The sequence below is a fragment of the Plantibacter sp. genome (assembly GCF_059073635.1).
This window is the reverse complement of the sequence record NZ_JCACOF010000012.1, coordinates 340,443-364,280: the sequence shown is the minus strand read 5'-3', so window position 1 is coordinate 364,280 and position 23,838 is coordinate 340,443. Positions and strand designations below refer to the sequence as shown.

Here is a 23,838-nt window from a genome sequence, read left to right as displayed (position 1 = left end):
TTCCTTCGGTGGGCCCTGCCGGGATCGAACCGACGACATCCACGGTGTAAACGTGGCGCTCTACCAGCTGAGCTAAAGGCCCGCGATCGGATGGAACCATCCGATGCGACTCGTCGAGTCTAGCCGGAGTCGCCGTCGGAGCCGGAACGCTCCACAACCCGGGTCCGCGCGCATCCGTCGCGACACCGGACGATCGGTCGGGCGCGGTGACGGTCGCTGGCCGTACGATCGAGGGGATGGATACGACGATCCCCACCCCGTACGAAGACCTCCTGCGCGACACGCTCGAGCACGGCGCCGCCAAAGGCGACCGCACCGGAACCGGCACGCGCAGTGTGTTCGGCCGCCAGCTCCGCTTCGACCTCTCCCAGGGCTTCCCGCTCATCACCACCAAGCGGGTGCACTGGAAGTCCATCGCCTACGAACTCCTGTGGTTCCTCCGCGGCGACGGCAACGTCCGCTGGCTGCAGGAGCACGGCGTCTCCATCTGGGACGAGTGGGCCGACGACCAGGGCGAGCTCGGTCCCGTGTACGGCGTGCAGTGGCGGTCCTGGCCGACCCCCGACGGCTCGCACATCGACCAGATCTCGCAGGTCATCGACCAGCTGCGCACCGACCCGAACTCGCGCCGCATCATCGTCTCCGCCTGGAACGTCGCCGACATCCCCAACATGGCGCTCGCCCCGTGCCACGCCTTCTTCCAGTTCTACGTCGCCGACGGCAAGCTCTCCTGCCAGCTCTACCAGCGCAGCGCAGACCTCTTCCTCGGCGTCCCCTTCAACATCGCCAGCTATGCGCTCCTCACCCACCTCGTCGCCGAGCAGGTCGGCCTCGAGGTCGGCGACTTCGTGTGGACCGGGCGGCGACTGCCACATCTACGACAACCACGTCGAGCAGGTGACGGAGCAGCTCACGCGCGCACCGTTCCCCTACCCGAAGCTGCGCATCAACACGAAGCGCGACAGCATCTTCGACGTGGAGTACGACGACCTCGAGATCGTCGACTACCAGCACCACCCCGCCATCCGAGCGGCCGTCGCCGTATGAGCCTGGCGCTCATCTGGGCCCAGGCCCACGACGGCGTCATCGGCGCCGACGGCGACATGCCCTGGCACGTCCCCGAAGACCTCGCGCACTTCAAGGCGCTCACCGGGTCGGACGCGGTGATCATGGGACGCCGCACCTGGGATTCACTCCCCCCACGGTTCCGTCCGCTCCCAGGACGCCCGAACATCGTCGTCACCCGCGATCACGCGTGGTCCGCCGACGGCGCGATCGTCGCGCACTCCCTGGAGGACGCGTTCGAAGCGGCACAGCTCGCCGGCAACGGCCAGGCCTGGGTCACCGGCGGCGCGGGTCTCTTCACCGAAGCGCTCGCGCTCGCCGACCGGCTCGAGGTGACCGAACTCGACCTCGACGTCGCGGGCGACACCTTCGCACCGACCATCGGCGAGGAGTGGGTGCCGGTCACGATCGATCCGGCGCACGGCTGGTCGGAATCCCGCACGGGTGTCCCCTACCGGTTCATCCGCTACGAGCGCGCACCCGAGGTCACGATCACCGGCTGAGACGCCCGGCGATCCGGATCGACCAGAGCGAGCCGCGGCTCAGGCCGGCTGACGCAGCTCTTCGAGCGCGGCGCGGTAGGCCGCGAGCGAGCGGGCTTCGCCCGGTGCCGTGATGAAGCTCTCACGGATGATGCCCTGCTGGTCGATGAGGAAGGTCGCACGGTTCGCGAACCCCTTCTCCTGCAGGAACACCCCGTACTCCTTGGCGACCTGGCCGTGCGGCCAGAAGTCGGCGAGCAGCTGGAAGCCGTACTGCTCCTGCTCCGCCCACGCGCGCAGCGTGTGCTTCGAGTCGACGGAGATGCCGACGAGCGTGACCTGGTCGTCCGTGAACAGGCTGAGGTTGTCGCGCAACTCGCACAGCTCCCCCGTGCAGGTGCCGGAGAACGCCAGCGGGAAGAAGACGAGGGCGACAGCCGAACTGCCGCGGAACTGACTCAACCTGACGAGTTCACCGAACTGGTTCGCCAGTTCGAAGTCGGGTGCCAGGGTGTCGTTCTCGAGTGCCATGAGGGTCCTTTCAGGCGGGTTCGCCTGCTCCGGATCGCCCGAGCGGTGGACGGGTCCGATCCGGTCACACATCCTAACCCCGCACCGCAGCTGCACAAACCCGGAGGGGTGCGCCGCTCGGTCACCGTTCCCTGGGGTGACCGGATAGGGTGAAAGGTGGCGCCCGCGTCCATACCCATCAGGACGCATGGAGTTCACCATCACAACCCAGGCACGATCTGCCACGAGAGAAAGGTCGACGGTGACTGTTCACGACCAGGATCCATACTCGTCCAACCACGTAGACGCCGATCCTGAGGAGACGTCCGAGTGGAATGAGTCCCTCGACGCCCTCGTCGACGAACGTGGCCGCGGCCGCGGCCGCGACATCATGCTGAGCCTCCTGAAGCGCTCGAAGGAGCTGCACCTCGGCGTGCCGATGGTGCCGACCACCGACTACATCAACACCATCGCCTCGGAGAACGAGCCCGACTTCCCGGGCGACGAGGACATCGAACGCCGCTACCGCGCCTGGATCCGCTGGAACGCGGCCATGACCGTGCACCGCGCGCAGCGCCCCGGCATCGGTGTCGGCGGACACATCTCCACCTACGCGTCGTCGGCCGCGCTCTACGAGGTCGGCTTCAACCACTTCTTCCGCGGCCAGGACGCCCCGGGCGGTGGCGACCAGATCTACATCCAGGGCCACGCCTCCCCCGGCACCTACGCCCGCGCCTTCCTCGAGGGCCGCCTCAGCACCGACCAGCTCGACGGCTTCCGCCAGGAGAAGTCGCACGCGCCGCACGGGCTCTCCTCGTACCCGCACCCGCGCCTCATGCCGGACTTCTGGCAGTTCCCGACGGTCTCCATGGGTCTCGGCCCGATCAACGCGATCTACCAGGCGCACCTCGCCAAGTACGTCACGAACCGTGGCATCAAGGACGCCAGCGACCAGCAGGTCTGGGCGTTCCTCGGCGACGGCGAGATGGACGAGGTCGAGAGCCGCGGTCAGCTCCAGGTCGCCGCGAACGAGGGCCTCGACAACCTCAACTTCGTGATCAACTGCAACCTGCAGCGCCTCGACGGCCCCGTCCGCGGCAACGGCAAGATCATCCAGGAGCTCGAGAGCTTCTTCCGCGGCGCCGGCTGGAACGTCATCAAGGTCATCTGGGGCCGCGAGTGGGACGACCTCCTCAACCGCGACACCGACGGCGCGCTCCTCAACCTCATGAACGTCACGCCCGACGGCGACTTCCAGACGTACAAGACGGAGGACGGCGCCTACGTCCGCGAGAACTTCTTCGGCCGCGACGAGCGTGCCCTGAAGCTCGTCGAGGGCTACACCGACGACGAGGTCTGGAACCTCAAGCGCGGCGGCCACGACTACCGCAAGGTCTACGCGGCGTTCAAGGCGGCCAGCGAGCACAAGGGCCAGCCGACGGTCATCCTCGCGCACACCATCAAGGGCTACGGCCTCGGCCCGAGCTTCGAGGGCCGCAACGCGACCCACCAGATGAAGAAGATGACGCTCGACAACCTGAAGACCTTCAGGGACACGATGCGCATCCCGATCACCGACTCGCAGCTCGAAGAGAACCCCTACCTCCCGCCCTACTACCACCCGGGCGAGGACGACGAGGCGATCCAGTACCTGCACGAGCGTCGCCGCGCACTCGGCGGCTACGTCCCCGAGCGTCGCAGCAAGTACACGCAGCTGAACCTGCCCGACGACTCCGCGTACGCGGCAGCGAAGAAGGGCTCCGGAACGCAGGAGATCGCCACCACCATGGCGTTCGTCCGACTGCTGAAGGACCTCCTCCGCGCCAAGGACTTCGGCAACCGGATCGTCCCGATCATCCCCGACGAGGCACGCACCTTCGGTATGGACGCGTTCTTCCCGAGCGCGAAGATCTACAACCCGAACGGTCAGCACTACACCTCGGTGGACCGCGAACTGCTGCTCGCCTACAAGGAGAGCCCGCAGGGTCAGATCGTGCACGTGGGCATCAACGAGGCGGGCGCCGTCGCGGCCTTCTCCGCGATCGGAACCTCGTACTCGGTGCAGGGCGAGCCGCTCATCCCGGTCTACGTCTTCTACTCGATGTTCGGCTTCCAGCGCACCGCCGACGCCATCTGGGCTGCCGGCGACCAGATGACCCGTGGCTTCATGATCGGCGCGACCGCCGGTCGCACGACGCTCACGGGTGAGGGCCTCCAGCACGCCGACGGCCACTCGCTGCTGCTCTCGTCGTCGAACCCCGCGGTCGTCAGCTACGACCCGGCCTACGGCTACGAGATCGCGCACATCGTGCGCAGCGGTATCCAGCGCATGTACGGCGGCGAGCACGAGGACCCGAACGTCATGTACTACCTCACGGTGTACAACGAGCCGATGGTCATGCCCGTCGAGCCCGAGGGCGTGGACGTCGACGGCATCGTGCGCGGTATCCACCGCATCAGCACGAGCGACAAGCAGGGCCCGAAGGCTCAGCTCATGGCCTCCGGTGTCGCGGTCCCGTGGGCGATCGAGGCGCAGCAGCTGCTCGCCGACGACTGGGGCGTCTCCGCAGACGTCTGGAGCGTCACGAGCTGGACCGAGCTCCGTCGCGACGGGCTCGCCGCCGACCAGCACAACTTCCTGCACCCGCAGGAGGAGCGTCGTGTGCCCTACGTCACGGAGAAGCTGAGCGGTGCCGCAGGCCCGTTCGTCGCCGTGACCGACCACATGCACGCCGTGCCGGACCAGATCCGTCAGTTCGTGCCGGGCGACTTCGCGACGCTGGGGGCCGACGACTTCGGCTTCTCCGACACGCGCGCCGCTGCCCGTCGCTTCTTCAAGATCGACGGCCCGTCGCTCGTCGTCCGCACCCTCCAGCAGCTCGCTGCTCGGGGTGAGGTCGATGCGAGCCTCCCGCAGCAGGCGATCGACCGCTACCGCCTCCACGACGTGAACGCCGGCAACACCGGTAACGCGGGTGGCGAGAGCTGATTCCATCGCTACCACGGTGACGAAGACGAAGACGAAGGCCGAGACACTCGACTGGCTCCGCCGGATCTCGGGTGAGCTCGCGACCGCGACGCTCAAACGCCTCGAGGACACCCTTCCCTGGTACGCCGAGATGCCACCAGGCCGCCGCTCAGCGGTCGGCCTGGTGGCCCAGGCGGGCATCAGTTCGTTCATCTCGTGGTTCGACGATCCCCGGTCGACGCCGTGGATCGCCGCCGACGTGTTCGGGGCGGCTCCTCGCGAGCTGCTCCGTTCCGTCAGCCTGCAGCAGACGCTGCAACTCATCAAGGTCACCGTCGAGGTCGTCGAGGAACGCGTCGCGTCCGGAAGCGTCGACCTCCGCGAGGCGATCCTCCTCTACTCACGCGACATCGCGTTCGCCTCGGCCGACGTGTACGCCCGTGCGGCCGAAGCCCGCGGACTCTGGGACGCCCGCCTCGAGGCCCTCGTCGTCGACTCGATCCTCAGTGGCGAGGCCGACGACGAGCTGCCCAGCCGGATCGCCGCCCTCGGGTGGCACGGGCACGGTGAGGCCTGCGTCCTGGTCGGGACGACCCCACGGGTGCTCGATGTCGACATGCTCCGCCGGACCGCCCGACACCTCGACGCCGACGTCCTCATCGGCGTCCAGGGCAACCGGCTCGTGCTCGTCCTGGGTCGCGCCGAGCTGCCCAGCACCGAGCCCGGAGACGGCGAGCCCGTCGACGAGGCGGAACAGGCCGCCGCAGACGCCCGCGCCAGCTCACAACTCACCTTCCTCGACATCGCCGCCAAGCTCGAGCACGGCTTCGGGCCGGGGCACCTGGTGCTCGGTCACGCCGTGCCATCCCTCATCGAGGCGTCGCGCAGCGCGAAGGCCGCACTGGCCGGCTTCGCCGTGGCGAAGTCCTGGCGACACGCGCCACGACCGGTCGCCGCGGACGACCTCCTTCCGGAACGCGCCCTCGCCGGCGACAACCTCGCGAAGACCACGCTCATCGAGCGGGTCTACCGCCCGCTCAAGGACTACTCCGGCGAGCTCGTGACGACGCTCTGGTGCTACCTCGACAACGGCCGCTCGCTCGAAGCGACCGCGCGCGAGCTCTTCGTGCACCCCAACACGGTCCGGTACCGCCTCAAGCGGGTCTCCGAGGTCATCGGCTGGGACGCGACCGGTGCCCGCGAGTCGCTCATCCTGCAGGCGGCCCTCATCCTCGGTGCCATCGCTGAGCCCGAGCCGTCCCGACGTCGGCTGACCTCCTGACGCTCGCAGGGCCGTCCGACCGGTCGGTTTTGTGGACTCCACACAACACATTTTCCAAAGGTTCGTGGTGTTGCTCCACTGCTGGGCGTCCTCCGGTTGGCAGACTAGAGCGGTGATCGTCATCGCCTGCCCTGGACAGGGCTCCCAAACCCCCGGCTTCCTCGACCCCTGGTTGCAGGACGCCTCCGCGAAGGACGCGCTCGCGCGCTTCTCCGACGAAGCCGGACTCGACCTCGTCAAGCACGGCACCGTCTCCGACGCCGACACCATCCGCGACACCGCGGTGGCCCAGCCGCTCATCGTCGCGGCCGGCATCGTCGCCTTGGACGCCCTGCGGAAGGCCCTCCCCGCCGACGCCGCGCCGTTCGGCGGCATCGCCGGACACTCCGTCGGCGAGATCACCGCGGCCTACGGCGCCGGCATCCTCTCGGACAGCGACGCGATGAGCTTCGTGAGCGAACGCGCCGTGGCAATGGCCGAAGCCGCAGCCACCACCCCGACGGGCATGAGTGCCGTCCTCGGTGGCGACCAGGACGCCGTCGTCGCGCACGTCCGTTCCTTCGGGCTGGAGCCCGCCAACTACAACGGCGGCGGCCAGATCGTCGTCGCCGGCGCGCATGACGCCCTCGCCCGCCTCGCCGACGAGCCGCTCAAGGGCACGCGGGTGATCCCGCTGCAGGTCGCAGGCGCCTTCCACACGAGCTACATGCAGTCGGCCCGCGACTGGCTGGCCGGGGCGAGCCGCACGGTCGAGCCCCAGGACCCGACGCTCCGCATCTGGACGAACCACGACGGCACCGAGGTCACCTCGGGTACGGCGTTCTTCGACCTCCTCATCGGTCAGGTCGCCTCCCCGGTACGCTGGGACCTGTGCATGGACGCGTTCAGCGCCGCAGGGATCACCGGACTCATCGAGCTCGCCCCCGCCGGGGCGCTCACCGGACTCGCACGTCGCGGCCTGAAGGGCGTGCCGACGGTCGCCATCAAGACCCCCGACGACCTGCCGGCAGCCCTCGACCTCATCGCCCAGCAGTAGCGCAGACGGAGAACCAGTCAATGACCACCCCCACCCTCAAGCAGTCGCGCGGTCCCGAGTTCACCCGCATCCTCGGCCTCGGCGCAGCTCGCGGAGACCTCAGCGTCCCGAACGACGACCTCGTCGGTCCGATCAACTCGTCCGACGAGTGGATCCAGCAGCGCACCGGCATCGTCACCCGCACGCGGGCGTCGGCCGACGTCAGCGCCGTCGACCTCGCAGCCGAAGCCGGCGCCGAGGCCATCGCGGCCGCGGGCATCTCGCCCGAGCAGGTCGACCTCGTCCTCATCGCGACGATCAGCAACGTCCAGCAGTCCCCGTCGATGGCGGCCGTCGTGGCCGACCGCGTCGGAGCGAACCCCGCTGCCGCCTACGACCTCAACGCCGCATGTGCCGGATACGCCTACGCGATCGCCCAGGCCGATGCCCTCATCCGATCGGGCGCGGCCCACTACGCGCTCGTCATCGGCGCCGAGAAGCTGTCCGACATCGTCGACCCGACCGACCGGTCGATCTCGTTCCTCCTCGGCGACGGTGCAGGCGCGGCCGTCGTCGGTCCGAGCGACTTCCCCGGCATCTCCCCCACCGTGTGGGGATCCGACGGCTCGAAGGCCGACGCCGTCGGCATGAGCGGCACGCTCACCGAGTTCCGCGACGGCACCGCCGCCTGGCCGACCCTGCGCCAGGAGGGCCAGACGGTCTTCCGGTGGGCGGTCTGGGAGATGGCCAAGGTCGCCAAGCAGGCCCTGGAGGAAGCGGGCGTCGAAGCCTCCGACCTCGCGGCCTTCATCCCCCACCAGGCGAACATGCGCATCGTCGACGAGTTCGCCAAGCAGCTCAAGCTGCCGGAGACCGTCGTCATCGCGCGCGACATCGAGACCACCGGCAACACCTCGGCGGCATCCATCCCGCTCGCCACCCACCGGCTCCTCCAGGGGCACCCCGAGCTCAGCGGCGGCCTCGCCCTGCAGATCGGGTTCGGTGCCGGACTGGTCTTCGGCGCTCAGGTCGTCGTCCTGCCGTAGCAGGACGCCCGACGCGACTACACTCGACTACGGTCAAACCTCACCCAAGGAGTAGAACAATGGCACTGTCCACCGAAGAAGTCCTCGCCGGCCTGGCCGAGCTGATCAACGACGAGACCGGCATCGCGACCGACACCGTCGAGCTGGACAAGTCGTTCACCGACGACCTCGACATCGACTCGATCTCCATGATGACCATCGTCGTCAACGCGGAGGAGAAGTTCGACGTGAAGATCCCGGACGAAGAAGTCAAGAACCTGAAGACCGTCGGCGACGCCGTCGACTTCATCGTCAAGGCTCAGGGCTAGTCCCAGCGCAGTGCTGAAGGGTCGGCCGGCAGTTGGCCGACCGGCCCTTCAGCGTTCGAGGCGGCTCGTCCGTCCGGACACGGGCTCGACCGCCGCAGGGCTCGGACCCCCTCGTCGTCTCCACAGAAGGTTTGACTGAATGACCACCAAACGCATCGTCATCACCGGCATCGGTGCCACCACTCCCCTCGGCGGCAACGCCACCGACTCCTGGGACAACCTCCTCGCCGGCAAGAGCGGTGCGAGCCGTCTCGAGCAGCCATGGGCTGAAGAACTCGAGCTGCCCGTACGCTTCGCCGCGCAGGCCGCCGTCCCCACCGCGGACATCCTCGACCGTCGTGAGGTCAAGCGCCTCGACCCGTCGAGCCAGTTCGCCCTGATCGCCGCGCGCGAGGCCTGGCAGGACGCCGGCGCCCCCGAGGTCGACCCGGAGCGACTCCTCGTCGACTGGGCCACCGGCATCGGCGGCGTGTGGACGCTCCTCGACGCCTGGGACACCCTGCGCGAGAAGGGCCCCCGCCGCGTCCTCCCCATGACCGTCCCGATGCTCATGCCGAACGGCCCGGCAGCGGCGATCGGCATGGACCTCGGTGCCCGAGGCGGAGAGCGCACCGTCGTCTCCGCTTGTGCGTCAAGCACCGAGTCGCTCGCCAACGCCTACGACCACCTCCAGGCCGGCCTCGCCGACATCGTCGTGGCCGGTGGCTCCGAAGCCGCCATCCACCCGCTCCCGCTCGCGTCCTTCGCGGCGATGCAGGCGTTGTCCAAGCGCAACGACGACCCCGCCATCGCCTCGCGTCCCTACGACGTCGACCGCGACGGATTCGTCCTCGGTGAGGGCGCGGCAGCGCTCATCGTCGAGACCGAGGAGCACGCCAAGGCCCGTGGCGCCCGCATCTACGCCGAGCTCCTCGGTGGTGCGGTGACGAGCGACGCGTACCACATCACCGCTCCCGACCCCGAGGGTTCGGCTGCGGCCCGCGCCATGCGTGCAGCCGTCGAGAACGGTGGCGCGTCGCTCGACGACGTCGTGCACGTCAACGCACACGCCACGAGCACGCCCGTCGGCGACATCGCGGAGTACAACGCGCTGCGTCGGGTCTTCGGTGCCCACCTCGACGACATCGCCGTGACGGCCACGAAGGCGTCGACCGGCCACCTCCTCGGCGGCGCGGGTGCCATCGAAGCGGCCTACACGGCGCTCGCCCTGCACCACCGGGTCATCCCGCCGACCATCAACCTCGACAACCAGGACCCGGAGATCCCGCTCGACGTCGTCACGACGCCGCGTGAGCTCGGGTCCGGCGACCTGCTCGCCATCAGCAACTCGTTCGGGTTCGGCGGCCACAACGCGGTCGTCGCGTTCCGGAGCTACTGAGCCCTTCGCGACGGAGACGACGACGGGTCGTGGTGCATGCACCACGACCCGTCGTCGTCTACTGACCAGGGTGCCGCCGTTTCGTCACCTCGTGTCTGCCGGGAGTGTCACCGACCTCGCACGGTCCACGCCACGTGGGCACCCTGTCGTCTGTGAAGTTGTCTCGCGTGCGCGGTGCCGCCGCGCCGGCGGGGCCGGATCAGCCCACGTTGTGCAGCCAGATGACGGAGGACCCGTCGCCGGCGTGACGGAACGGCTCGAGTTCGTCGTCCCACGGCTGTCCGAGCGCGACGCGGAGTTCGCGCTGGAGTTCGGCGGCGTTCCCGGCGCCGACCTCCATGGCGTACCGGATGCGATCCTCCGGGACGACGACGTTGCCGATGCTGTCGGTCTGTGCGTAGAAGATCCCGAGGTCGGGCGTGTGCATCCACCGGGCACCGTCGACACCCTGGGCCGGGTCTTCACTCACCTCGTAGCGGAGGTGCTCCCAGCCGCGCAGGGCTGAGGCGAGTGCGGCTCCGGTGCCGTGCGGGCCTTCCCAGAAGACCTCGGCGCGCTGCGCACCACGGAGGATCGGCTGGTCTTCCCAGTCGAAACTGATGGCACGACCAAGAGCGCGACCTGCCGCCCATTCGAGGTGCGGGCAGAGCGCGCGAGGCGACGAGTGCACGAACAGCACACCCTTCGTCATCGGTGTCGACATGATTCCTCCACTGCGTCCGGGTGCGTCTTCCCCAACGACCCATGCAGTGTGATCCATGTCGGTGTCCGGCTGACCGGACCTCCGTGTATGCAGTTGTTCGACTCGCGCCGATACGAGCATTATGCCCCATGACCTGGAGGAATGACAACCGTGTCGTTCCCAGTACGCTGGATCGGGAGCCGGCCCGGACTGACGGCCCTCCAGGATGGAGCGGTGATGCACGAGGCCCTCGCGATCGACATCGGCGGCACGAAGGTCGAAGCGGCCGTCGTCGACGCCGAGGGACGGATCCTGCCCGGCACCCGGTTCCGCGGTCCGACGGGCGCCGCGGCCACCCGCGAGGAGCTCGTGGCGTCGATCCTCCAGACCGCCGAACGGAGCGTCGCGGCCCATGGCGGGCCGGTGTCCGGTGTCGGAATCGGTTCGGCGGGCCCCATCGGCAGGGCCGACGGCACCGTCTCGCCGATCAACCTCCCCCGACTCGCCGACTTCCCCGTCGTGGCTGAGCTCCGGCGCTTCACGTCCGGTCCGGTGGAACTCCGTCTCGACGGCACCTGCATCGCCCTGGCCGAGCACTGGCAGGGCGCGCTCCGCGGAACCGAGAACAGCATGGGCATCGTCGTCTCGACCGGGATCGGTGGCGGGATCATCCTCGGATCCCGACTCGTCCCGGGCACCTCGGGCAACGCCGGCCACCTCGGACAGATGCAGCTCCGCCGACGCGAACCGGATGCTGTCGGCACACCCTGGACGTTGGAGGGCATCGCGTCAGGCACCGCGACGGTCGCCTGGGCGCGCGCCCAGGGATGGACCGGCACGACGGGCGAACAGCTCGGGGCCGACTACGCAGCTGGAACGGAGATCGCGATCCGCGCCGTCCGACGTTCCGCCGAGGCCGTCGGCGAAGCCCTCTGCAGCATCACGACCCTGCTCGACCTGGAACGCGTCGCGATCGGAGGCGGCTTCTCGCGGGTCTCCCCCGACTACCTCGACCTCGTCCAGAAGGCTGCGACCGCCGCCGCACTGCACGCCTACGCCCGTGAGCTGCGCGTGGTCCCGGCCGGCCTCGACGCCGACGGCCCGCTCATCGGTGCCGCCGCCCTCGTCCTCGCGGACTGACGGGCCCCTGAGCCACGGCATCCCGGTCCCTGAGCCGCCCCGTCCCGGCCCCTGAGCTTGTCGAAGGGCGCCCTTCGACAAGCTCAGGGACCGGAACCAAGGCTCATGGACCGGATATCGGTAGGGCGGGTGGGACTTGAACCCACGCATCGTTCGGTTATGAGCCGAATGCCTTCACCAGCTTGGCTACCGCCCCGTGCGGAACCCAGTGTACCGAGTGGCCCGCCGGGCGGGAGTCAGTCGCGGGATTCCTGGCGGTCTGCGGTCGCCGTGTGACGCTCGGTCGTCGGGTCGACGACCTGCTCGCCGCGGTAGAGCGCTTCGAAGGTGTCGAGCGTGCGCTCGATGTCGTGTGCGGAGACGAGCTCCAACGAGGCGTCCTGCATCCGGCGGTACTCCTCGGGCGAGGCGCTGAGTACCGTCGCGAGCCGCTCGGCCAGGGCGTCGACGTTGCCCGGCTCGAACAGGTACCCGTTGACCTGATCGTGCACGAGGTGGGGCAGCGCCATGGCGTCGGCCGCGACCACCGGGAGACCGGAGGCCATGGCCTCCATCGTCGCGATGCTCTGCAGCTCCGCGATGGACGGCATCGCGAAGACGGTGGCGTTCGTGTAGGCCTGCTTCACCTCATCGTCGGACACCTTGCCGAGGAATCGGACGCGGTCGCCGATGCCGAGCTGCTGGGTCAGCTGCTCGAGGTTCTTCGCCTGGTCGCCGCCACCGATGACGTCGACGTGGGCGTCGAGTTCCTTCGGGAGTTTCGTGAGCGCGCGCAGGAGCACGTCGATCTGCTTCTCGCTCGTGATGCGACCCACGAAGAGGATGGTGTTGCGCTTCCGCGGTTCGAACGACGGCGTGTACTGTCCGGCCTCGATCCCGCAGGAGATCGCGTGCACACCGGTCAGGCCCGTGAACTGCTCCAGGAAGTCGGCGGCCTTGCGCGTCGGGGTCGTCACGGCGAAGGCACGATCGAAGACGCGACGGGCGGCAGCCCACTGCGTCCGGACGAGCCACTCCTGGGTGCGCTTGGGGATGACGGTGAAGTCGAGGATGTTGTCGGGCATGATGTGGTTCGTCGCCACCATGCGGATGCCGCGTCGCTCGGCCTCGATCGAGAGACCACGGCCCACCACGATGTGCGACTGCAGGTGCACGACGTCGGGCTTCACGCGGTCGAGGATCTTCCGGGCGTTCCGTCGCATCGACCACGGCATCGCGAAGCGCAGCCAGTCGTGCGGGTACCACCGGAGACTGAAGAGGCGGTGCGCCGTCATCGTCTGACCCTCGTGGGTCTCCTTCCACGTGCCGAACTTGCGCGAGCCCGCGGGCGCCACGATGTGGACGTCGTGGCCTCGGCGGACGAGTCCGGCCGCGAGGCGTTCGGCGAAGCGTGCGGCGCCGTTCACGTCGGGCGAGAAGGTGTCGGCGCCGATGACCACCCGCAGCGGCTTGTGGGTGTCGGCGCTCGGCGTCGTGCTGGACGCCTTCGCGAGGTGCTGGTCGTCGGGAGAAGTCAAGGTATCGGTGATTCCTCTGTGCTTGGCCAGTGATGTGAGGGGGTGCGGGCGGTCGCTCACGACCCTGATGCGGCGCGGAACGCCATGCTCAAGCATACCTGCAGCCCGTTCGGGCTCCAGGGCTCAGGCGGGCGCGTCGCCGGTCGCGAGGGCCTTCGCGGCTGCCGCGGCCGCCGGCGTCTGGCTCACCTGCGGGTGATGGCGGGCGAGCTGGAAGACACCCCACACGGCGATCGCGCCGGCCACGACGAAGCCGAAGCCCGCCCAGAACGGGGCGTTGCTCGCCTCCCCCAGCACGATGATGCCGATGCCGACCGCGATCATCGGATCGATGACGGTGAGGCCCGCGATGACCAGGTCGGGAGGCCCCGAGGAGTAGGCGGTCTGCACGAAGTAGCCGCCGAGCGCACTCGCGGCGGCGAGGCCGAGCCCGCAGAGGACCGTGAGCCAGTCGAACTCGCCCTGCTGCAGCCGTCCGATGATGACCTTGGCGAGCGTCGCGACGAAGCCGTAGAGCACCCCGGTCCCGACGATGTAGAAGATGGCCGTGAAGCGTGACCGGAACACCATGAAGCCGAGCCCGAACACGACGAGCACGACACCGAGCATCACCAGGATCGTGACGAGTTCGGCCTCGGTGATCCGGTGCTCGCCCGTGAAGACCGCGGCGATCGTCACGAACAGGCCGACGCCGCCGACGCAGGCGACGATCGCGACGACCGATCGACGGTTCAACCGGACGCCGCTGATCCTGCTGTTCACCACCGCCGTGATGACGAGCGCGACCGCGCCCAACGGCTGGACGAGGGTGATCGGTGCGAGGGACAGGCTGCCGAGCTGGAGCACGATCGCGAGCCCGAGCATGACGGTTCCGGTCACCCAGGAGGGCCGACTGAGCAAGGCCAGCAGCTGGGCGACGTTGAGCCCCGAGGTCGCGTCGGTGCCGCTCGACGACTCGACCTTCGCCACACCCCGGTGCTGCAGCTGCGCGCCGAGCGAGAGGAAGACGGCGCCGAGGAGTGCGAACGGGATGCCGAGCAGCTGCGAGGGGTTGCGGGTGAAGTCGTCCGCGAGGTCGGCGATGTCGATGGCGGAGGGGATCACCCGTCGAGGCTACCCCGCCGCCCCGCCGATCCCTGCGCGCCAGGCCGAGCCCAGCGGATAGGCTCGAGCAATGGCAATTCTCGAGATCCACGTGACCGGTGACCCGGTGCTCCACTCCGTCGCCCGGCCGGTCGCCACCGTGGACGACGACCTCCGACGACTCGTCGCCGACATGTACGAGACCATGGATCTGGCTCCCGGCGTCGGGCTCGCGGCTCCGCAGGTCGGCGTGCCGCTCCGCCTCTTCGTCTACAGCTACGAGGACGACGACGGCCAGCCATGGCGCGGCGTCGCGATCAACCCGGTGCTGTGGATCAGTCCCCCGCCGGTGGGCGAGCTCGACGAGGAGGATGAGTCGGAGGGCTGCCTCTCCGTCCCAGGCGAGCGGCACCCGCTCCGTCGAGCGGAAGCGGCCATGCTCATCGGGACCGACCTCGAGGGCGCCCCGGTCGAGCTGCGGGTCGTCGGCTGGCGCGCACGCATCCTGCAGCACGAGTTCGACCACCTCAACGGCGTGCTCTACGTGGACCGCCTCGAACTGCCGCACTCGCGCCGAGCGGCGAAGGCGATCCGCAAGGCGGGCTGGGGCGTGCCCGGGATCTCCTGGCTCCCGGGTCGCGACGACCTCGAGGGCTGAACCACCTCGACGGACACGACGCCGGCACGATCGACACGGCATCACCTCGACAGGCGCAGGGTGCCCGGACATGCAACGAGGCCCGAAGAGTGGAGTCTTCGGGCCTCGTTGCCTAGTCTACGGCGTCCCTGCCGGTTTCGTGAAACCGGCCTCAAACGACGAATCCCCCGGTCCGTATGGACCGAGGGATTCTGTGCAGCTCCTCGAGTTGGACTCGAACCAACAACCTATCGATTAACAGTCGATTGCTCTGCCAATTGAGCTATCGAGGAATACGTGCTTCGACCGGCCGGACGAATCCGGCCTCTGCGTTGCAGCGCGTATCTACTGTAGCAAAGGATTCGCAGACTCCAAATCGACACGCGATCAATCGATGCCGACGGCCTCGGGCGTCTCGTACTGGGTCTCCGTGCCGCCCGACTGGGCGAGCGCCGCGAGGAACTCGTGCGGCGGATCGGCGAGCATCGCGTCGATCGGGCCGTAGCCCACGACCCGTGACTGGTGGAGCGCCAGGACGTCGTCGGTCACCTCGCGGAGCATCGCGAGGTCGTGTGTCACGACGATGACCGTGCCGCCGTCGCGTCGGAACCCGTCGAGCAACTCGGTCACCGTGTGCCGGACCGTGATGTCGATGCCGGCCGTCGGTTCGTCGGCGATGAACACCTTCGGGCCGAGGACGAGGGCGCGCGCGATGGCGATGCGCTGTCGCTGACCGCCGCTCAGTTCATAGGGGTACTTGTCGAGGCTGGAGAGGGGCATCTGCACGGCGTCCAGCAGTGTGGCGACCCGGACGCCGAGCGCCTGCTCGCTGAACTTCTTGTCGCGCGCGAGCACGGGTTCGGAGATGAGCTCCGTGACGGTGAGTTCGGGCTTCAGGTGCGCACCGGCCTCCTGCTCGAGCAGCGACACCTCGAACGTGAGTTTCGTGAGTTCTTTGCGACCCACCTTGCGCATGGAGCGACCGAGCGTGCTCGCGTCGCCGCCGGACACGAACGGACGGGAGTCCGCTCCGGTCAGGTGGCGTCCGGACAACACCCGCAGGAGCGTGCTCTTCCCCGAGCCCGAGCTGCCGATGACCCCGAGCGAGCCACCGACGGGCAGCTCGAAGCTGATGCCGTCCAGCGCTCGATTGCTCGGACTCACGCCGTGCGCGGCGTAGTCGACGCTCAGATCACTCGCCCGGACCGCCGGTCCGTCCTGCTCTGGGTGCTTCATGAGACCTCTCCTTCCGGTGCACGGGGAGCCACCGGATCGCCATCGAGTGTATCCGGCGATCCCGGCGGGGCCACGTGCCACGCTCGGAGGAGGCCGACCGCGTCAGGCCTCGGCGCGGAGCGCACGCCGTTCCGCCTCGACGTCCGCGAGCTGCCGGGTGATCTCCCGGTGGGACTCGTCGCGGGGGTCGGTGCGACGCAACGACCCGAGCAACGCCGCCTTGCGACCGAGGAGGTCGCGGTCGATCAGCGCCCGCGCGATGTCTCGGACGTAGCTCGGCAGCTTCTCCTCGTTCGTCTCGGGCAGTGGGGAGACTCCGAGCTCGCGGACGAGTCCGTCGAAGCCGGGTGGGACCTGCGCGATGACGGTCTCGAGCCAGGCGTTCGTCCCGAGGTGGTCCAGGCTCACACTCATGGCGTCGCGCACCACGGCGAGGGAGCTGTTGGCGACCGAGCTCTGGACCGCGCGCTCCAGCATGGGGCGTTCGAGGTGCTGGGGCAGCTGCAGGATCGCACGGAGGGCGTCTTGCTCGAGGCGCGTCGACGGATCCTTGGGCAGGTCGTTGAGCGAGGCCTGCCGCTCGCGCGGCGGCTCGGCAGCGGGTGCGCCAGGGCCCTGCTGGCGGGCGTCTCGTGCGGCGTTCTGCGAGCCTCCTGCGGCGGCACCGCCAGCGGCCCGCACGGCGCGGGCCACCTCGTCGAGTTCCATGCCGAGCTGCTTCGCGAGCACCCGGGTGTACCCGGGACGGAGCGAGGGGTCGCGGATCTCGGCGACGACCGGCGCGGCCGCGCGGAGTGCGCCGACGCGGCCCTCGACCGTCTCGAGGTCGAAGCCCGCCAGCGTCCGCCGGATGATGAACTCGAACATCGGCTCGCGGCCGTCGACGAGTTTCCGGATGGCGCCGTCGCCGCGGTTGAGGCGGAGGTCGCAGGGGTCGAGGCCGTCGGAGGACACGGCGACGTACGTCTGGGCCGAGAAGCGCTTCTCCTCGCCGAACGCACGCGTCGCGGCCTTCTGCCCGGCCTCATCAGGGTCGAAGGTGAAGATGACCTCGCCGGTGGCGGAGTCGTCGCCCATGACGCGGCGGATCATCTTGATGTGATCGACCCCGAACGAGGTCCCGCAGGTCGCCACCGCGGTGGTCTCCCCCGCCAGATGGCAGGCCATGACGTCGGTGTACCCCTCGACGACGACGACGCGCTTGCCGCGCGAGATGTCGCGTTTGGCGAGGTCGAGTCCGTAGAGGACCTGCGCCTTGTGGTAGATCGCCGTCTCGGGGGTGTTGAGGTACTTCGGCCCCTTGTCGTCGTCGCGGAGGCGCCGGGCGCCGAAGCCGAGGACCTGCCCGGTCGTGTCGCGGATGGGCCAGATGAGGCGTCCGCGGAACCGGTCGTAGACCCCGCGGTCGCCGCTCGACACGAGCCCGGCCGCGAGCATCTCCTCGTCGGAGAATCCGCGAGACCGCAGCGCCTTCATGAGGTGGTCCCAGCCGGCAGGCGCGAACCCGATCCCGAAGTGGTCGGCAGCGGCGGCGTCGAAGCCGCGTTCGCCGAGGAACCGCCGCCCGAGGTCGGCGTCGCCGTCGTGGAGCTGCTGCTGGAAGTACTCGGCGGCAGCCTGGTTGGCGGCGAAGAGGCGAGCCCGGTTGCCGTGATCGACCTTGCCGCCACCCTCCTCGTAGCTGAGCGGGTACCCGATGCGCTGCGCGAGACGTTCCACCGACTCCGCGAACGTCACGTGGTCCATCTTCTGCAGGAAGCTGTAGACGTCGCCGCTCTCGCCACAGCCGAAGCAGTGGTACAGCCCGACCGTGGGGCGCACGTGGAAGCTCGGGCTGCGTTCGTCGTGGAAGGGGCACAAGCCCTTCAGCGAGCCGACGCCGGCGGACTTCAGCGAGACGTAGTCGCCGACGACGTCGCCGATGTTGGTGCGTGCCTTGACCTCTTCAACATCGCTCTGTCGAATCCGTCCGGCCATGCTTCGATCCTAGTCTCGTGCGTCCATCGTCCATCCCTGAGGGCCTCCGCGCAGTGGAGTCGGAGACCCGTTCCCGTGTGGAGGAGCGTCAGGCGCCGACGTGCCGTTCGTGCCAGGAGAGGGCGCTCTGATCGGTCAGGCTCGCGATCTGGTCGACGACGACGCGACGGCGTTCCGCATCGGACCCGGCTGCCCGCCAGTCCGCCGCGAAGCCGACGTCGAGGGCCGACTCGCCGAGCGCGAACACCGCGTCCGACAGTTCGATGAGGATCTCCCGCTGCCGGACGTACAGCGGCTGGCGGGAGTCGCTGTACATCACGAACGCGGCCACGATCCCCTTGAGAAGCGCGATCTCGGCCTGGATGCCGTGGGGCACCACGACGTCAGCCCCGAAACGCACGAGGCTGGCCTGTGGGAAGGCCTCCCGGGTCGCCGCGGTCGCCGCACCGGCGAACCGACCGATCATCTGGCTCGTGAAGTTCTTGAGCCGACCGAGGTCGCGCCGGGAGCCGTCCCAGGCGGTGATCCAGGTGTGCGAGGACTGCAGCCGGTCGAAGGCGGCGGCGAGGTCGTCGTGGGTGAAGTCGTCGCCGGCCCAGGACAGCGCGGTGTCGATGAGGCGGTCGTGTCCTGCGCGCGCGTTCAGGAACGCCGGGTCGATGTACTCCCCGACGACGGCGTCCTCGAAGTCGTGCACGGAGTAGGCGATGTCGTCCGCGAGGTCCATGACCTGCGCCTCGACGCAGCGGACGCGCTCGGGAGCGCCGGCTCGCAACCAGCGGAAGGCCGCAGAGTCCTCGTCGAAGAACCCGAACTTGGCCCGGCCACCGGGATCCGGCACCGACTGCGCCGCCGGCCACGGGTACTTGCAGCTGGCGTCGAGGCTCGCGCGGGTGAGGTTCAGACCGTACGGCTCGCCGTCGGGGCCGAAGACCTTGGATTCGAGGCGCGTGAGGATCCGCAGGGTCTGGGCGTTGCCCTCGAACCCGCCGATCGCGGCGGACCAGTCGTTGAGCGCTCGTTCGCCGTTGTGACCGAACGGCGGATGACCGAGGTCGTGCGCGAGGCACGCCGTGTCGACGACGTCCGGAGCGAGGTCCAGGCTGGCAGCCAGCTCGCGACCGACCTGCGCCACCTCGAGGGAGTGCGTCAGTCGGTTCCGGGCGAAGTCGACACCGCTCGTCGGGCTGAGCACCTGGGTCTTGGCGGCGAGTCGCCGCAGGGCGCTGGAGTGCAACAGCCGTGCACGATCGCGCGCGAAGTCGGAGCGTCGCGTCGAGTGGTGCTCGGGCATCCAGCGTTCTTCGTCGTGCAGGGTGTAGCCGTCCCGGTCCATGGAGACGCTCCCCTGCTCGATGATGCTATCCGCCACTGTGGTCCAGTTCCGCTCCCGCGATCTCGGTCTGCTCGTCGGCACCCAGCGACTGCGAGTCGAGCCAGCCGTACGGCAGTGCCGGTCGTTTCGGCGTGCCGGCGCGCCCGCGCTGCCCTTCCGCTGCGGCACCCGGGTAGGGGGCCGTCCAGTCGAGGGTCGCGAGCAGGTCGTCGAGCTGGTCGAGCGACTCCACGGTCGCGAGGCTCGCGCGGAGGTCACCGCCGACGGGGTACCCCTTGAAGTACCAGGCGACGTGCTTCCGGATGTCGCGGCAGCCGCGCTCCTCGCTCTCGAAGAACTCGGCCAGGAGCTCGGCGTGACGCCGGAACGCGGCCGCGACGTCGCCCAGGGACGGCTCCGCCTTGCCGCCCTCGCCGGCGAACGCCGAGCTGAGGTCGCCGAAGAGCCAGGGGCGACCGAGGCAACCGCGGCCCACGACGACGCCGTCGCAGCCCGTCTCGTCGACCATCCGGAGGGCGTCCTCGCCCGACCAGATGTCGCCGTTCCCGAGGACCGGCACCGAGGTGACCGTCTCCTTGAGCTTCGTGATCGCCGACCAGTCCGCGTGACCGGAGTAGAACTCGGCGGCGGTCCTGGCGTGCAGCGCGATCGACGCCACGCCGGCGCCCTCGGCGATCCGGCCGGCCTCGAGGTAGGTGAGGTGGTCGGAGTCGATGCCCTTGCGCATCTTGATCGTGAGCGGGACGTCGCCGGCGGCACGGACCGCGCCCTCGACGATGTCGCGGAAGAGCCCGGTCTTCCAGGGCAGCGCCGCTCCCCCGCCCTTGCGGGTGACCTTGGGCACCGGGCAGCCGAAGTTGAGGTCGATGTGGTCGGCGCGATCCTCGGCGACGAGCATGGTGACGGCCTCGGCGACCGTCTTCGGGTCGACGCCGTAGAGCTGGATGGAGCGGAGCGTCTCGCTCTCGTGGTGCTGGATGAGCCGCATGGTCTCCGGCGTGCGTTCGACGAGCGCGCGGGAGGTGATCATCTCGCTGACGTACAGTCCGGCACCGTATTCGCGGCACAGTCGACGGAACGCCGTGTTGGTGATCCCGGCCATGGGGGCGAGCACGACCGGCGAGTCGAGCACGATGGGCCCGATCGCGAGGCTCGGGCGCTGCGAGAGCGTGGTAGGAAGAGACATCACCCTCGATTCTCCCAGATGATCGGCGCTCCCGCGCCCAGTGAGGACCACATGTCAGACGCCGTCCCGCCCGCCGACCTCCAGCCGTCCGGCCGCGAGCGCGTCCGAGCAGCGGCCGCCGCACTCGGTCTCGACGTGGAGCTGGTCGAGCGACCGCCCGCGCGCAGTCTCCACGAGGCGGCGGAGCTGCTCGGCATCGAGCCCGCGGACATCGTCAAGACGATCGTCGTGAAGCGTCGCAGCGGCGACTACCTCTTCGCCCTCGTGCCGGGCGGCCGCAAGATCTCCTGGCCGCCGTTCCGCACGCTGCTCGGGGTGAACAAGCTCGCGATGCCGGACGCGGCGACCGCGTTCCAGGCGACCGGCTACGAGCGCGGCACCATCACCGTCCTCGGTGCGAGCGCTCCACTCCCCGTCTACGCGGACGAGCGCATCCTCGAGCGCGGTGGGCGCATCTCGATCGGCGCCGGCGAGCACGGGTGGAGCGCCTTCGTCGACGCGGCGGAGTACCTCACCGCCATCGGCGCCGTCACCGCGGACCTCACCGAGCCGGAGGACCCTCAGTCCTGAGCCGGCTCCGGCGGGAGCACGAGGCAACTGTCGCCCTCGCAGACGACGGCGTCGCCCCCGAGGAGTCGGAGCGCCGGCCGGACCGTCGCGGGCTGCTGATCATCGACGCTGCGCTCAGGGGACGTCGTCTCCGTGCTCACGCCTGCACCGGCTCGGTGCTCGCGCGTTCCGTCCAGACCTGCTCGAGGACCTGCGTGAACGCGGCCGCCTCCTGCGCCCCGGACACCCCGTAGGCGCCGTCGATGACGAAGAACGGGACGCCCTGGATGCCGTACCCCTGTGCCGTCGCCTGGTCCTCGCGGACCGCCTGCGTGTACTGGCCGGATTCCAGCGCCGAGACCACGGCGGACCGGTCGAGCCCCACCTCGACGGCGAGGTCGGCGAGGTCCTCGATGCGACCGACATGGCGGCCCTCGGTGAAGTAGGCCCGCAGGAGGCGCTCGGTCATCTCGAGCTGCTTCCCCTCCGCCTTGGCGAAGTGCAGCAGTTCGTGCGCCTTCACCGTGTTCGTGTGCTGGAGGATGCCGAAGTCGTACTCGAGACCGGCGTCCGAGGCGATCCCCGTCACCCGATCGAGCATCTGCTGCACCTGGTCGGCCGGCATGCCCTTGTGCTTCACGAGGAAGTCGATCTCGGTGCCGTCGAAGTCGACCGGGGTGTCGGGTGCCAGCTCGAAGGAGTGGTACTCGACCTCGACCTCGCGTCCGTCGCCGAGCTGCGCGAACTCCGCCGCACCCCGCTCGAACTTGCGCTTGCCGATGTAGCACCACGGGCAGGCGATGTCGGACCAGATGTCGATCTTGATGGGTTCACTCATGTCAGGGCCAACCACCGACACCCGTCGGTCATTCCCCCGAGGGCGCCGGGGCGTCTGGCACGTCGCGCGCCCCGCCGAAACGACGGTCGCGTCCGGCGTACCGTTCGACGGCCTCCCAGAGCTGACGCCGCCCGAAGTCGGGCCAGAGGGTGTCGAGGAAGACCATCTCCGCGTAGGCCGACTGCCACAGCTGGAAGTTGCTGGTGCGCTGCTCTCCGGAGCTCCGGACGAAGAGGTCGACGTCCGGGAGGTCGGGCAGGTAGAGCCGGCTCTGGACGAGACGCTCCGAGACGGCCGACGGCTTGATGCGGCCGGCGGCGACGTCGTCGGCGATGCTGCGCACCGCGTCGACGATCTCGTTGCGACCGCCGTAGTTGACGCACATGGTGAGCGTCAGGCGGTCGTTGTCGCGCGTCAGCTCCTCCGCCGTCTGGAGCTCCTTGATGACCGAGGTCCACAACCGCGGCCGACGCCCCGACCAGCGCACGCGCACGCCCCACTCGTTCAGTTGGTCGCGCCGTCGATGGAGCACCTCGCGGTTGAACCCCATGAGGAAGCGGACCTCATCGGGTGAGCGCTTCCAGTTCTCCGTCGAGAACGCGTACACCGACAGGTGCTTGATCCCGAGTTGCAGGGCACCGGCCACGACGTCGAGGAGTGCGGCCTCGCCCGCCTTGTGCCCTTCGACACGCGTGAGTCCGCGCCGGTTCGCCCACCGGCCGTTGCCGTCCATGACGATCGCGACGTGCGACGGCACCTCACCCTTCGCGAACTCGGGCGGGACCTCCCCTGTCCAGTCGATCGGTTTGAACGGCACCGCGTCGCGGTGGGTGTAGGGCTTCGGGGTCACCCGCGGCTCCGATCCTGTTCGAGGTGCGCGAGCGACCGCAGGCCGCGCTCCAGATGCCATTGCGCATAGGCGGCGGTGAATCCGCTCGCCCGTGAGGCCGTCTGCTCGGCGGCGGCCTCCGCGTACTCCCAGTCGCCGGAGAGCAGTGCTCCGAGGAGCGAGAGGGTGTCGGCGTCGAGCCGAGGGCTCCCCGAGGGCGCGCAGTCGTCGCACACGACCCCGCCGAGCTGCACGACCACGTGCGAGTACTCACCCTCCGTGCCGCACCTCGAGCAGGCGCCGAAGCTCGGTGCCCAACCGGCGAGCGAGAACGCCCGGAGCAGGTAGGAGTCGAGGGTGAGCCGCGGACCGTGCTCATGCTTCGAGAGCGACCGCAGGGCGCCGACGAGCAGCAGGTACTGCTGGAGGGAGCCCTCGGACTCCGTCAGCCGATCGGCCGCCTCGACCATCGCGCTCGCGGCCGTGTAGCTCCCGTAGTCGGCGCTGATCTCGGCGCCGTACGAGCCGAGCGACTCGGCCTGGGTGATGGTGTCGAGGCTGCGGCCCTCGTAGAACTGGACGTCGGCGACCATGAACGGCTCGAGCCGGGACCCGAACTTCGAGCCCGTGCGACGGACACCCTTCGCGACCGCCCGGATCTTGCCCCTGCTGCGTGAGAGCATGGTGACGATGCGATCGGCCTCGCCGAGCTTGTGGGTCCGCAACACCACCACTTCGTCTCGATATACCGGCACGCATCGATTATCCCGCCTC

The 23,838-nt window shown here is 69.3% G+C and carries 21 protein-coding genes, 3 tRNA genes and 1 pseudogene; 11 read left to right on the top strand and 14 right to left on the bottom strand.

Annotated features, from left to right (window positions below; all coding sequences use genetic code 11):
* Window positions 1–9: 9 nt before the first annotated feature.
* A tRNA-Val gene (locus AC5JOC_RS19040) sits at window positions 10–82 on the bottom strand.
* A 154-nt stretch (window positions 83–236) separates the two neighbouring features.
* On the opposite strand from AC5JOC_RS19040, the pseudogene AC5JOC_RS19035 reads away from it, so the two are divergent.
* A pseudogene (locus AC5JOC_RS19035) lies at window positions 237–1,047 on the top strand (thymidylate synthase).
* The gene (locus AC5JOC_RS19030; RefSeq protein WP_137241785.1) at window positions 1,044–1,568 is read left to right on the top strand and encodes a dihydrofolate reductase; all 525 of its coding nucleotides are present in this window, start codon (window positions 1,044–1,046) and stop codon (window positions 1,566–1,568) included. The pseudogene AC5JOC_RS19035 and the gene AC5JOC_RS19030 overlap by 4 nt, the downstream one beginning before the upstream one ends.
* 39 nt (window positions 1,569–1,607) lie before the next feature.
* On the opposite strand, the gene AC5JOC_RS19025 is transcribed toward AC5JOC_RS19030, so the two are convergent.
* Complete coding sequence (locus AC5JOC_RS19025; RefSeq protein ID WP_064293656.1) at window positions 1,608–2,078, bottom strand: peroxiredoxin; 471 nt, start codon at window positions 2,076–2,078, stop codon at window positions 1,608–1,610.
* Window positions 2,079–2,319: 241 nt separating this feature from the next.
* On the opposite strand from AC5JOC_RS19025, the gene aceE reads away from it, so the two are divergent.
* The 6 genes from aceE (at window position 2,320) to AC5JOC_RS18995 (ending at window position 10,054) form a co-directional block, all read left to right on the top strand.
* On the top strand, window positions 2,320–5,046 hold the full coding sequence (aceE, locus tag AC5JOC_RS19020; RefSeq protein WP_085510736.1) for a pyruvate dehydrogenase (acetyl-transferring), homodimeric type: 2,727 nt from the start codon (window positions 2,320–2,322) through the stop codon (window positions 5,044–5,046).
* Between the two features lie 16 nt (window positions 5,047–5,062).
* Window positions 5,063–6,307: a PucR family transcriptional regulator gene (locus AC5JOC_RS19015; protein WP_208612327.1), complete on the top strand. Its 1,245-nt coding sequence runs from the start codon at window positions 5,063–5,065 to the stop codon at window positions 6,305–6,307.
* 112 nt (window positions 6,308–6,419) lie between these two features.
* Window positions 6,420–7,343 carry an ACP S-malonyltransferase gene (locus AC5JOC_RS19010; RefSeq protein ID WP_085510735.1) on the top strand — a complete coding sequence of 308 codons (924 nt, stop codon included), beginning with the start codon at window positions 6,420–6,422 and terminating at the stop codon, window positions 7,341–7,343.
* Between the two features lie 20 nt (window positions 7,344–7,363).
* Entirely contained in the window at window positions 7,364–8,368 is a 1,005-nt protein-coding gene (locus tag AC5JOC_RS19005; protein ID WP_079705772.1) for a beta-ketoacyl-ACP synthase III, read from the top strand.
* A 59-nt stretch (window positions 8,369–8,427) separates the two neighbouring features.
* Window positions 8,428–8,676: an acyl carrier protein gene (locus AC5JOC_RS19000; protein WP_056006457.1), complete on the top strand. Its 249-nt coding sequence runs from the start codon at window positions 8,428–8,430 to the stop codon at window positions 8,674–8,676.
* Between the two features lie 139 nt (window positions 8,677–8,815).
* Window positions 8,816–10,054 carry a beta-ketoacyl-[acyl-carrier-protein] synthase family protein gene (locus tag AC5JOC_RS18995; protein ID WP_071260783.1) on the top strand — a complete coding sequence of 413 codons (1,239 nt, stop codon included), beginning with the start codon at window positions 8,816–8,818 and terminating at the stop codon, window positions 10,052–10,054.
* Between the two features lie 199 nt (window positions 10,055–10,253).
* On the opposite strand, the gene AC5JOC_RS18990 is transcribed toward AC5JOC_RS18995, so the two are convergent.
* Window positions 10,254–10,757 (bottom strand): DUF3145 domain-containing protein, encoded by a 504-nt coding sequence (locus AC5JOC_RS18990; RefSeq protein WP_064293650.1) that lies wholly within the window; start codon window positions 10,755–10,757, stop codon window positions 10,254–10,256.
* Between the two features lie 216 nt (window positions 10,758–10,973).
* Here AC5JOC_RS18990 and AC5JOC_RS18985 point away from each other — a divergent pair, with 216 nt between their 5' ends.
* Window positions 10,974–11,876, top strand: coding sequence for an ROK family protein (locus AC5JOC_RS18985; protein ID WP_494246993.1), 903 nt, complete (start codon window positions 10,974–10,976; stop codon window positions 11,874–11,876).
* 121 nt (window positions 11,877–11,997) lie between these two features.
* On the opposite strand, the gene AC5JOC_RS18980 is transcribed toward AC5JOC_RS18985, so the two are convergent.
* From AC5JOC_RS18980 to AC5JOC_RS18970, 3 genes are all read right to left on the bottom strand, one after another.
* Window positions 11,998–12,072 (bottom strand) — tRNA-Ile (locus AC5JOC_RS18980).
* Between the two features lie 40 nt (window positions 12,073–12,112).
* Entirely contained in the window at window positions 12,113–13,393 is a 1,281-nt protein-coding gene (locus AC5JOC_RS18975) for a glycosyltransferase (protein WP_371413643.1), read from the bottom strand.
* A gap of 123 nt (window positions 13,394–13,516) precedes the next feature.
* Entirely contained in the window at window positions 13,517–14,497 is a 981-nt protein-coding gene (locus AC5JOC_RS18970) for a DMT family transporter (protein WP_079705768.1), read from the bottom strand.
* Window positions 14,498–14,567: 70 nt separating this feature from the next.
* Here AC5JOC_RS18970 and def point away from each other — a divergent pair, with 70 nt between their 5' ends.
* A complete protein-coding gene (def, locus tag AC5JOC_RS18965) occupies window positions 14,568–15,134 on the top strand; it encodes a peptide deformylase (protein ID WP_079705767.1) in 567 nt (188 codons plus the stop codon).
* Window positions 15,135–15,333: 199 nt separating this feature from the next.
* On the opposite strand, the gene AC5JOC_RS18960 is transcribed toward def, so the two are convergent.
* From AC5JOC_RS18960 to dusB, 5 genes are all read right to left on the bottom strand, one after another.
* Window positions 15,334–15,406: transfer RNA gene (locus AC5JOC_RS18960), tRNA-Asn, on the bottom strand.
* Between the two features lie 94 nt (window positions 15,407–15,500).
* Entirely contained in the window at window positions 15,501–16,349 is an 849-nt protein-coding gene (locus AC5JOC_RS18955) for an ATP-binding cassette domain-containing protein (protein ID WP_079705766.1), read from the bottom strand.
* A 102-nt stretch (window positions 16,350–16,451) separates the two neighbouring features.
* A complete protein-coding gene (gene dnaG / locus AC5JOC_RS18950; RefSeq protein WP_192005045.1) occupies window positions 16,452–18,326 on the bottom strand; it encodes a DNA primase in 1,875 nt (624 codons plus the stop codon).
* 88 nt (window positions 18,327–18,414) lie between these two features.
* On the bottom strand, window positions 18,415–19,662 hold the full coding sequence (locus AC5JOC_RS18945) for a deoxyguanosinetriphosphate triphosphohydrolase (protein ID WP_085511054.1): 1,248 nt from the start codon (window positions 19,660–19,662) through the stop codon (window positions 18,415–18,417).
* 25 nt (window positions 19,663–19,687) lie between these two features.
* On the bottom strand, window positions 19,688–20,848 hold the full coding sequence (gene dusB, locus AC5JOC_RS18940) for a tRNA dihydrouridine synthase DusB (RefSeq protein WP_085510729.1): 1,161 nt from the start codon (window positions 20,846–20,848) through the stop codon (window positions 19,688–19,690).
* A gap of 51 nt (window positions 20,849–20,899) precedes the next feature.
* On the opposite strand from dusB, the gene AC5JOC_RS18935 reads away from it, so the two are divergent.
* Entirely contained in the window at window positions 20,900–21,418 is a 519-nt protein-coding gene (locus AC5JOC_RS18935; protein WP_121291132.1) for an aminoacyl-tRNA deacylase, read from the top strand.
* A gap of 136 nt (window positions 21,419–21,554) precedes the next feature.
* Here the strand turns inward: AC5JOC_RS18935 and AC5JOC_RS18930 are convergent, their stop codons facing one another.
* From AC5JOC_RS18930 to recO, 3 genes are read right to left on the bottom strand one after another with little or no spacing between them, the layout of a single operon-like run.
* Window positions 21,555–22,235: a DsbA family oxidoreductase gene (locus AC5JOC_RS18930; protein ID WP_079705763.1), complete on the bottom strand. Its 681-nt coding sequence runs from the start codon at window positions 22,233–22,235 to the stop codon at window positions 21,555–21,557.
* 28 nt (window positions 22,236–22,263) lie between these two features.
* Window positions 22,264–23,085 carry an isoprenyl transferase gene (locus AC5JOC_RS18925; protein ID WP_124769218.1) on the bottom strand — a complete coding sequence of 274 codons (822 nt, stop codon included), beginning with the start codon at window positions 23,083–23,085 and terminating at the stop codon, window positions 22,264–22,266.
* Window positions 23,082–23,819, bottom strand: a complete 738-nt coding sequence (recO, locus tag AC5JOC_RS18920) for a DNA repair protein RecO (protein WP_079705761.1) — start codon at window positions 23,817–23,819, stop codon at window positions 23,082–23,084. Before recO ends, AC5JOC_RS18925 begins: the two co-directional genes overlap by 4 nt.
* Between the last annotated feature and the right edge of the window lie 19 nt (window positions 23,820–23,838).

Bases quoted from the DNA above. Each gene is read 5' to 3' on its own strand.
- AC5JOC_RS18985 (WP_494246993.1), top strand. From the start codon at position 10,974: ATGCACGAGGCCCTCGCGATCGACATCGGCGGCACGAAGGTCGAAGCG.
- AC5JOC_RS18995 (WP_071260783.1), top strand. From the start codon at position 8,816: ATGACCACCAAACGCATCGTCATCACCGGCATCGGTGCCACCACTCCC.
- AC5JOC_RS18945 (WP_085511054.1), bottom strand. From the start codon at position 19,662: ATGGACCGGGACGGCTACACCCTGCACGACGAAGAACGCTGGATGCCC.
- AC5JOC_RS18990 (WP_064293650.1), bottom strand. From the start codon at position 10,757: ATGTCGACACCGATGACGAAGGGTGTGCTGTTCGTGCACTCGTCGCCT.
- def (WP_079705767.1), top strand. From the start codon at position 14,568: ATGGCAATTCTCGAGATCCACGTGACCGGTGACCCGGTGCTCCACTCC.
- AC5JOC_RS19030 (WP_137241785.1), top strand. From the start codon at position 1,044: ATGAGCCTGGCGCTCATCTGGGCCCAGGCCCACGACGGCGTCATCGGC.
- dusB (WP_085510729.1), bottom strand. From the start codon at position 20,848: ATGTCTCTTCCTACCACGCTCTCGCAGCGCCCGAGCCTCGCGATCGGG.
- AC5JOC_RS18935 (WP_121291132.1), top strand. From the start codon at position 20,900: ATGTCAGACGCCGTCCCGCCCGCCGACCTCCAGCCGTCCGGCCGCGAG.
- AC5JOC_RS18930 (WP_079705763.1), bottom strand. From the start codon at position 22,235: ATGAGTGAACCCATCAAGATCGACATCTGGTCCGACATCGCCTGCCCG.
- dnaG (WP_192005045.1), bottom strand. From the start codon at position 18,326: ATGGCCGGACGGATTCGACAGAGCGATGTTGAAGAGGTCAAGGCACGC.
- AC5JOC_RS18955 (WP_079705766.1), bottom strand. From the start codon at position 16,349: ATGAAGCACCCAGAGCAGGACGGACCGGCGGTCCGGGCGAGTGATCTG.
- AC5JOC_RS19025 (WP_064293656.1), bottom strand. From the start codon at position 2,078: ATGGCACTCGAGAACGACACCCTGGCACCCGACTTCGAACTGGCGAAC.
- AC5JOC_RS19005 (WP_079705772.1), top strand. From the start codon at position 7,364: ATGACCACCCCCACCCTCAAGCAGTCGCGCGGTCCCGAGTTCACCCGC.
- AC5JOC_RS19000 (WP_056006457.1), top strand. From the start codon at position 8,428: ATGGCACTGTCCACCGAAGAAGTCCTCGCCGGCCTGGCCGAGCTGATC.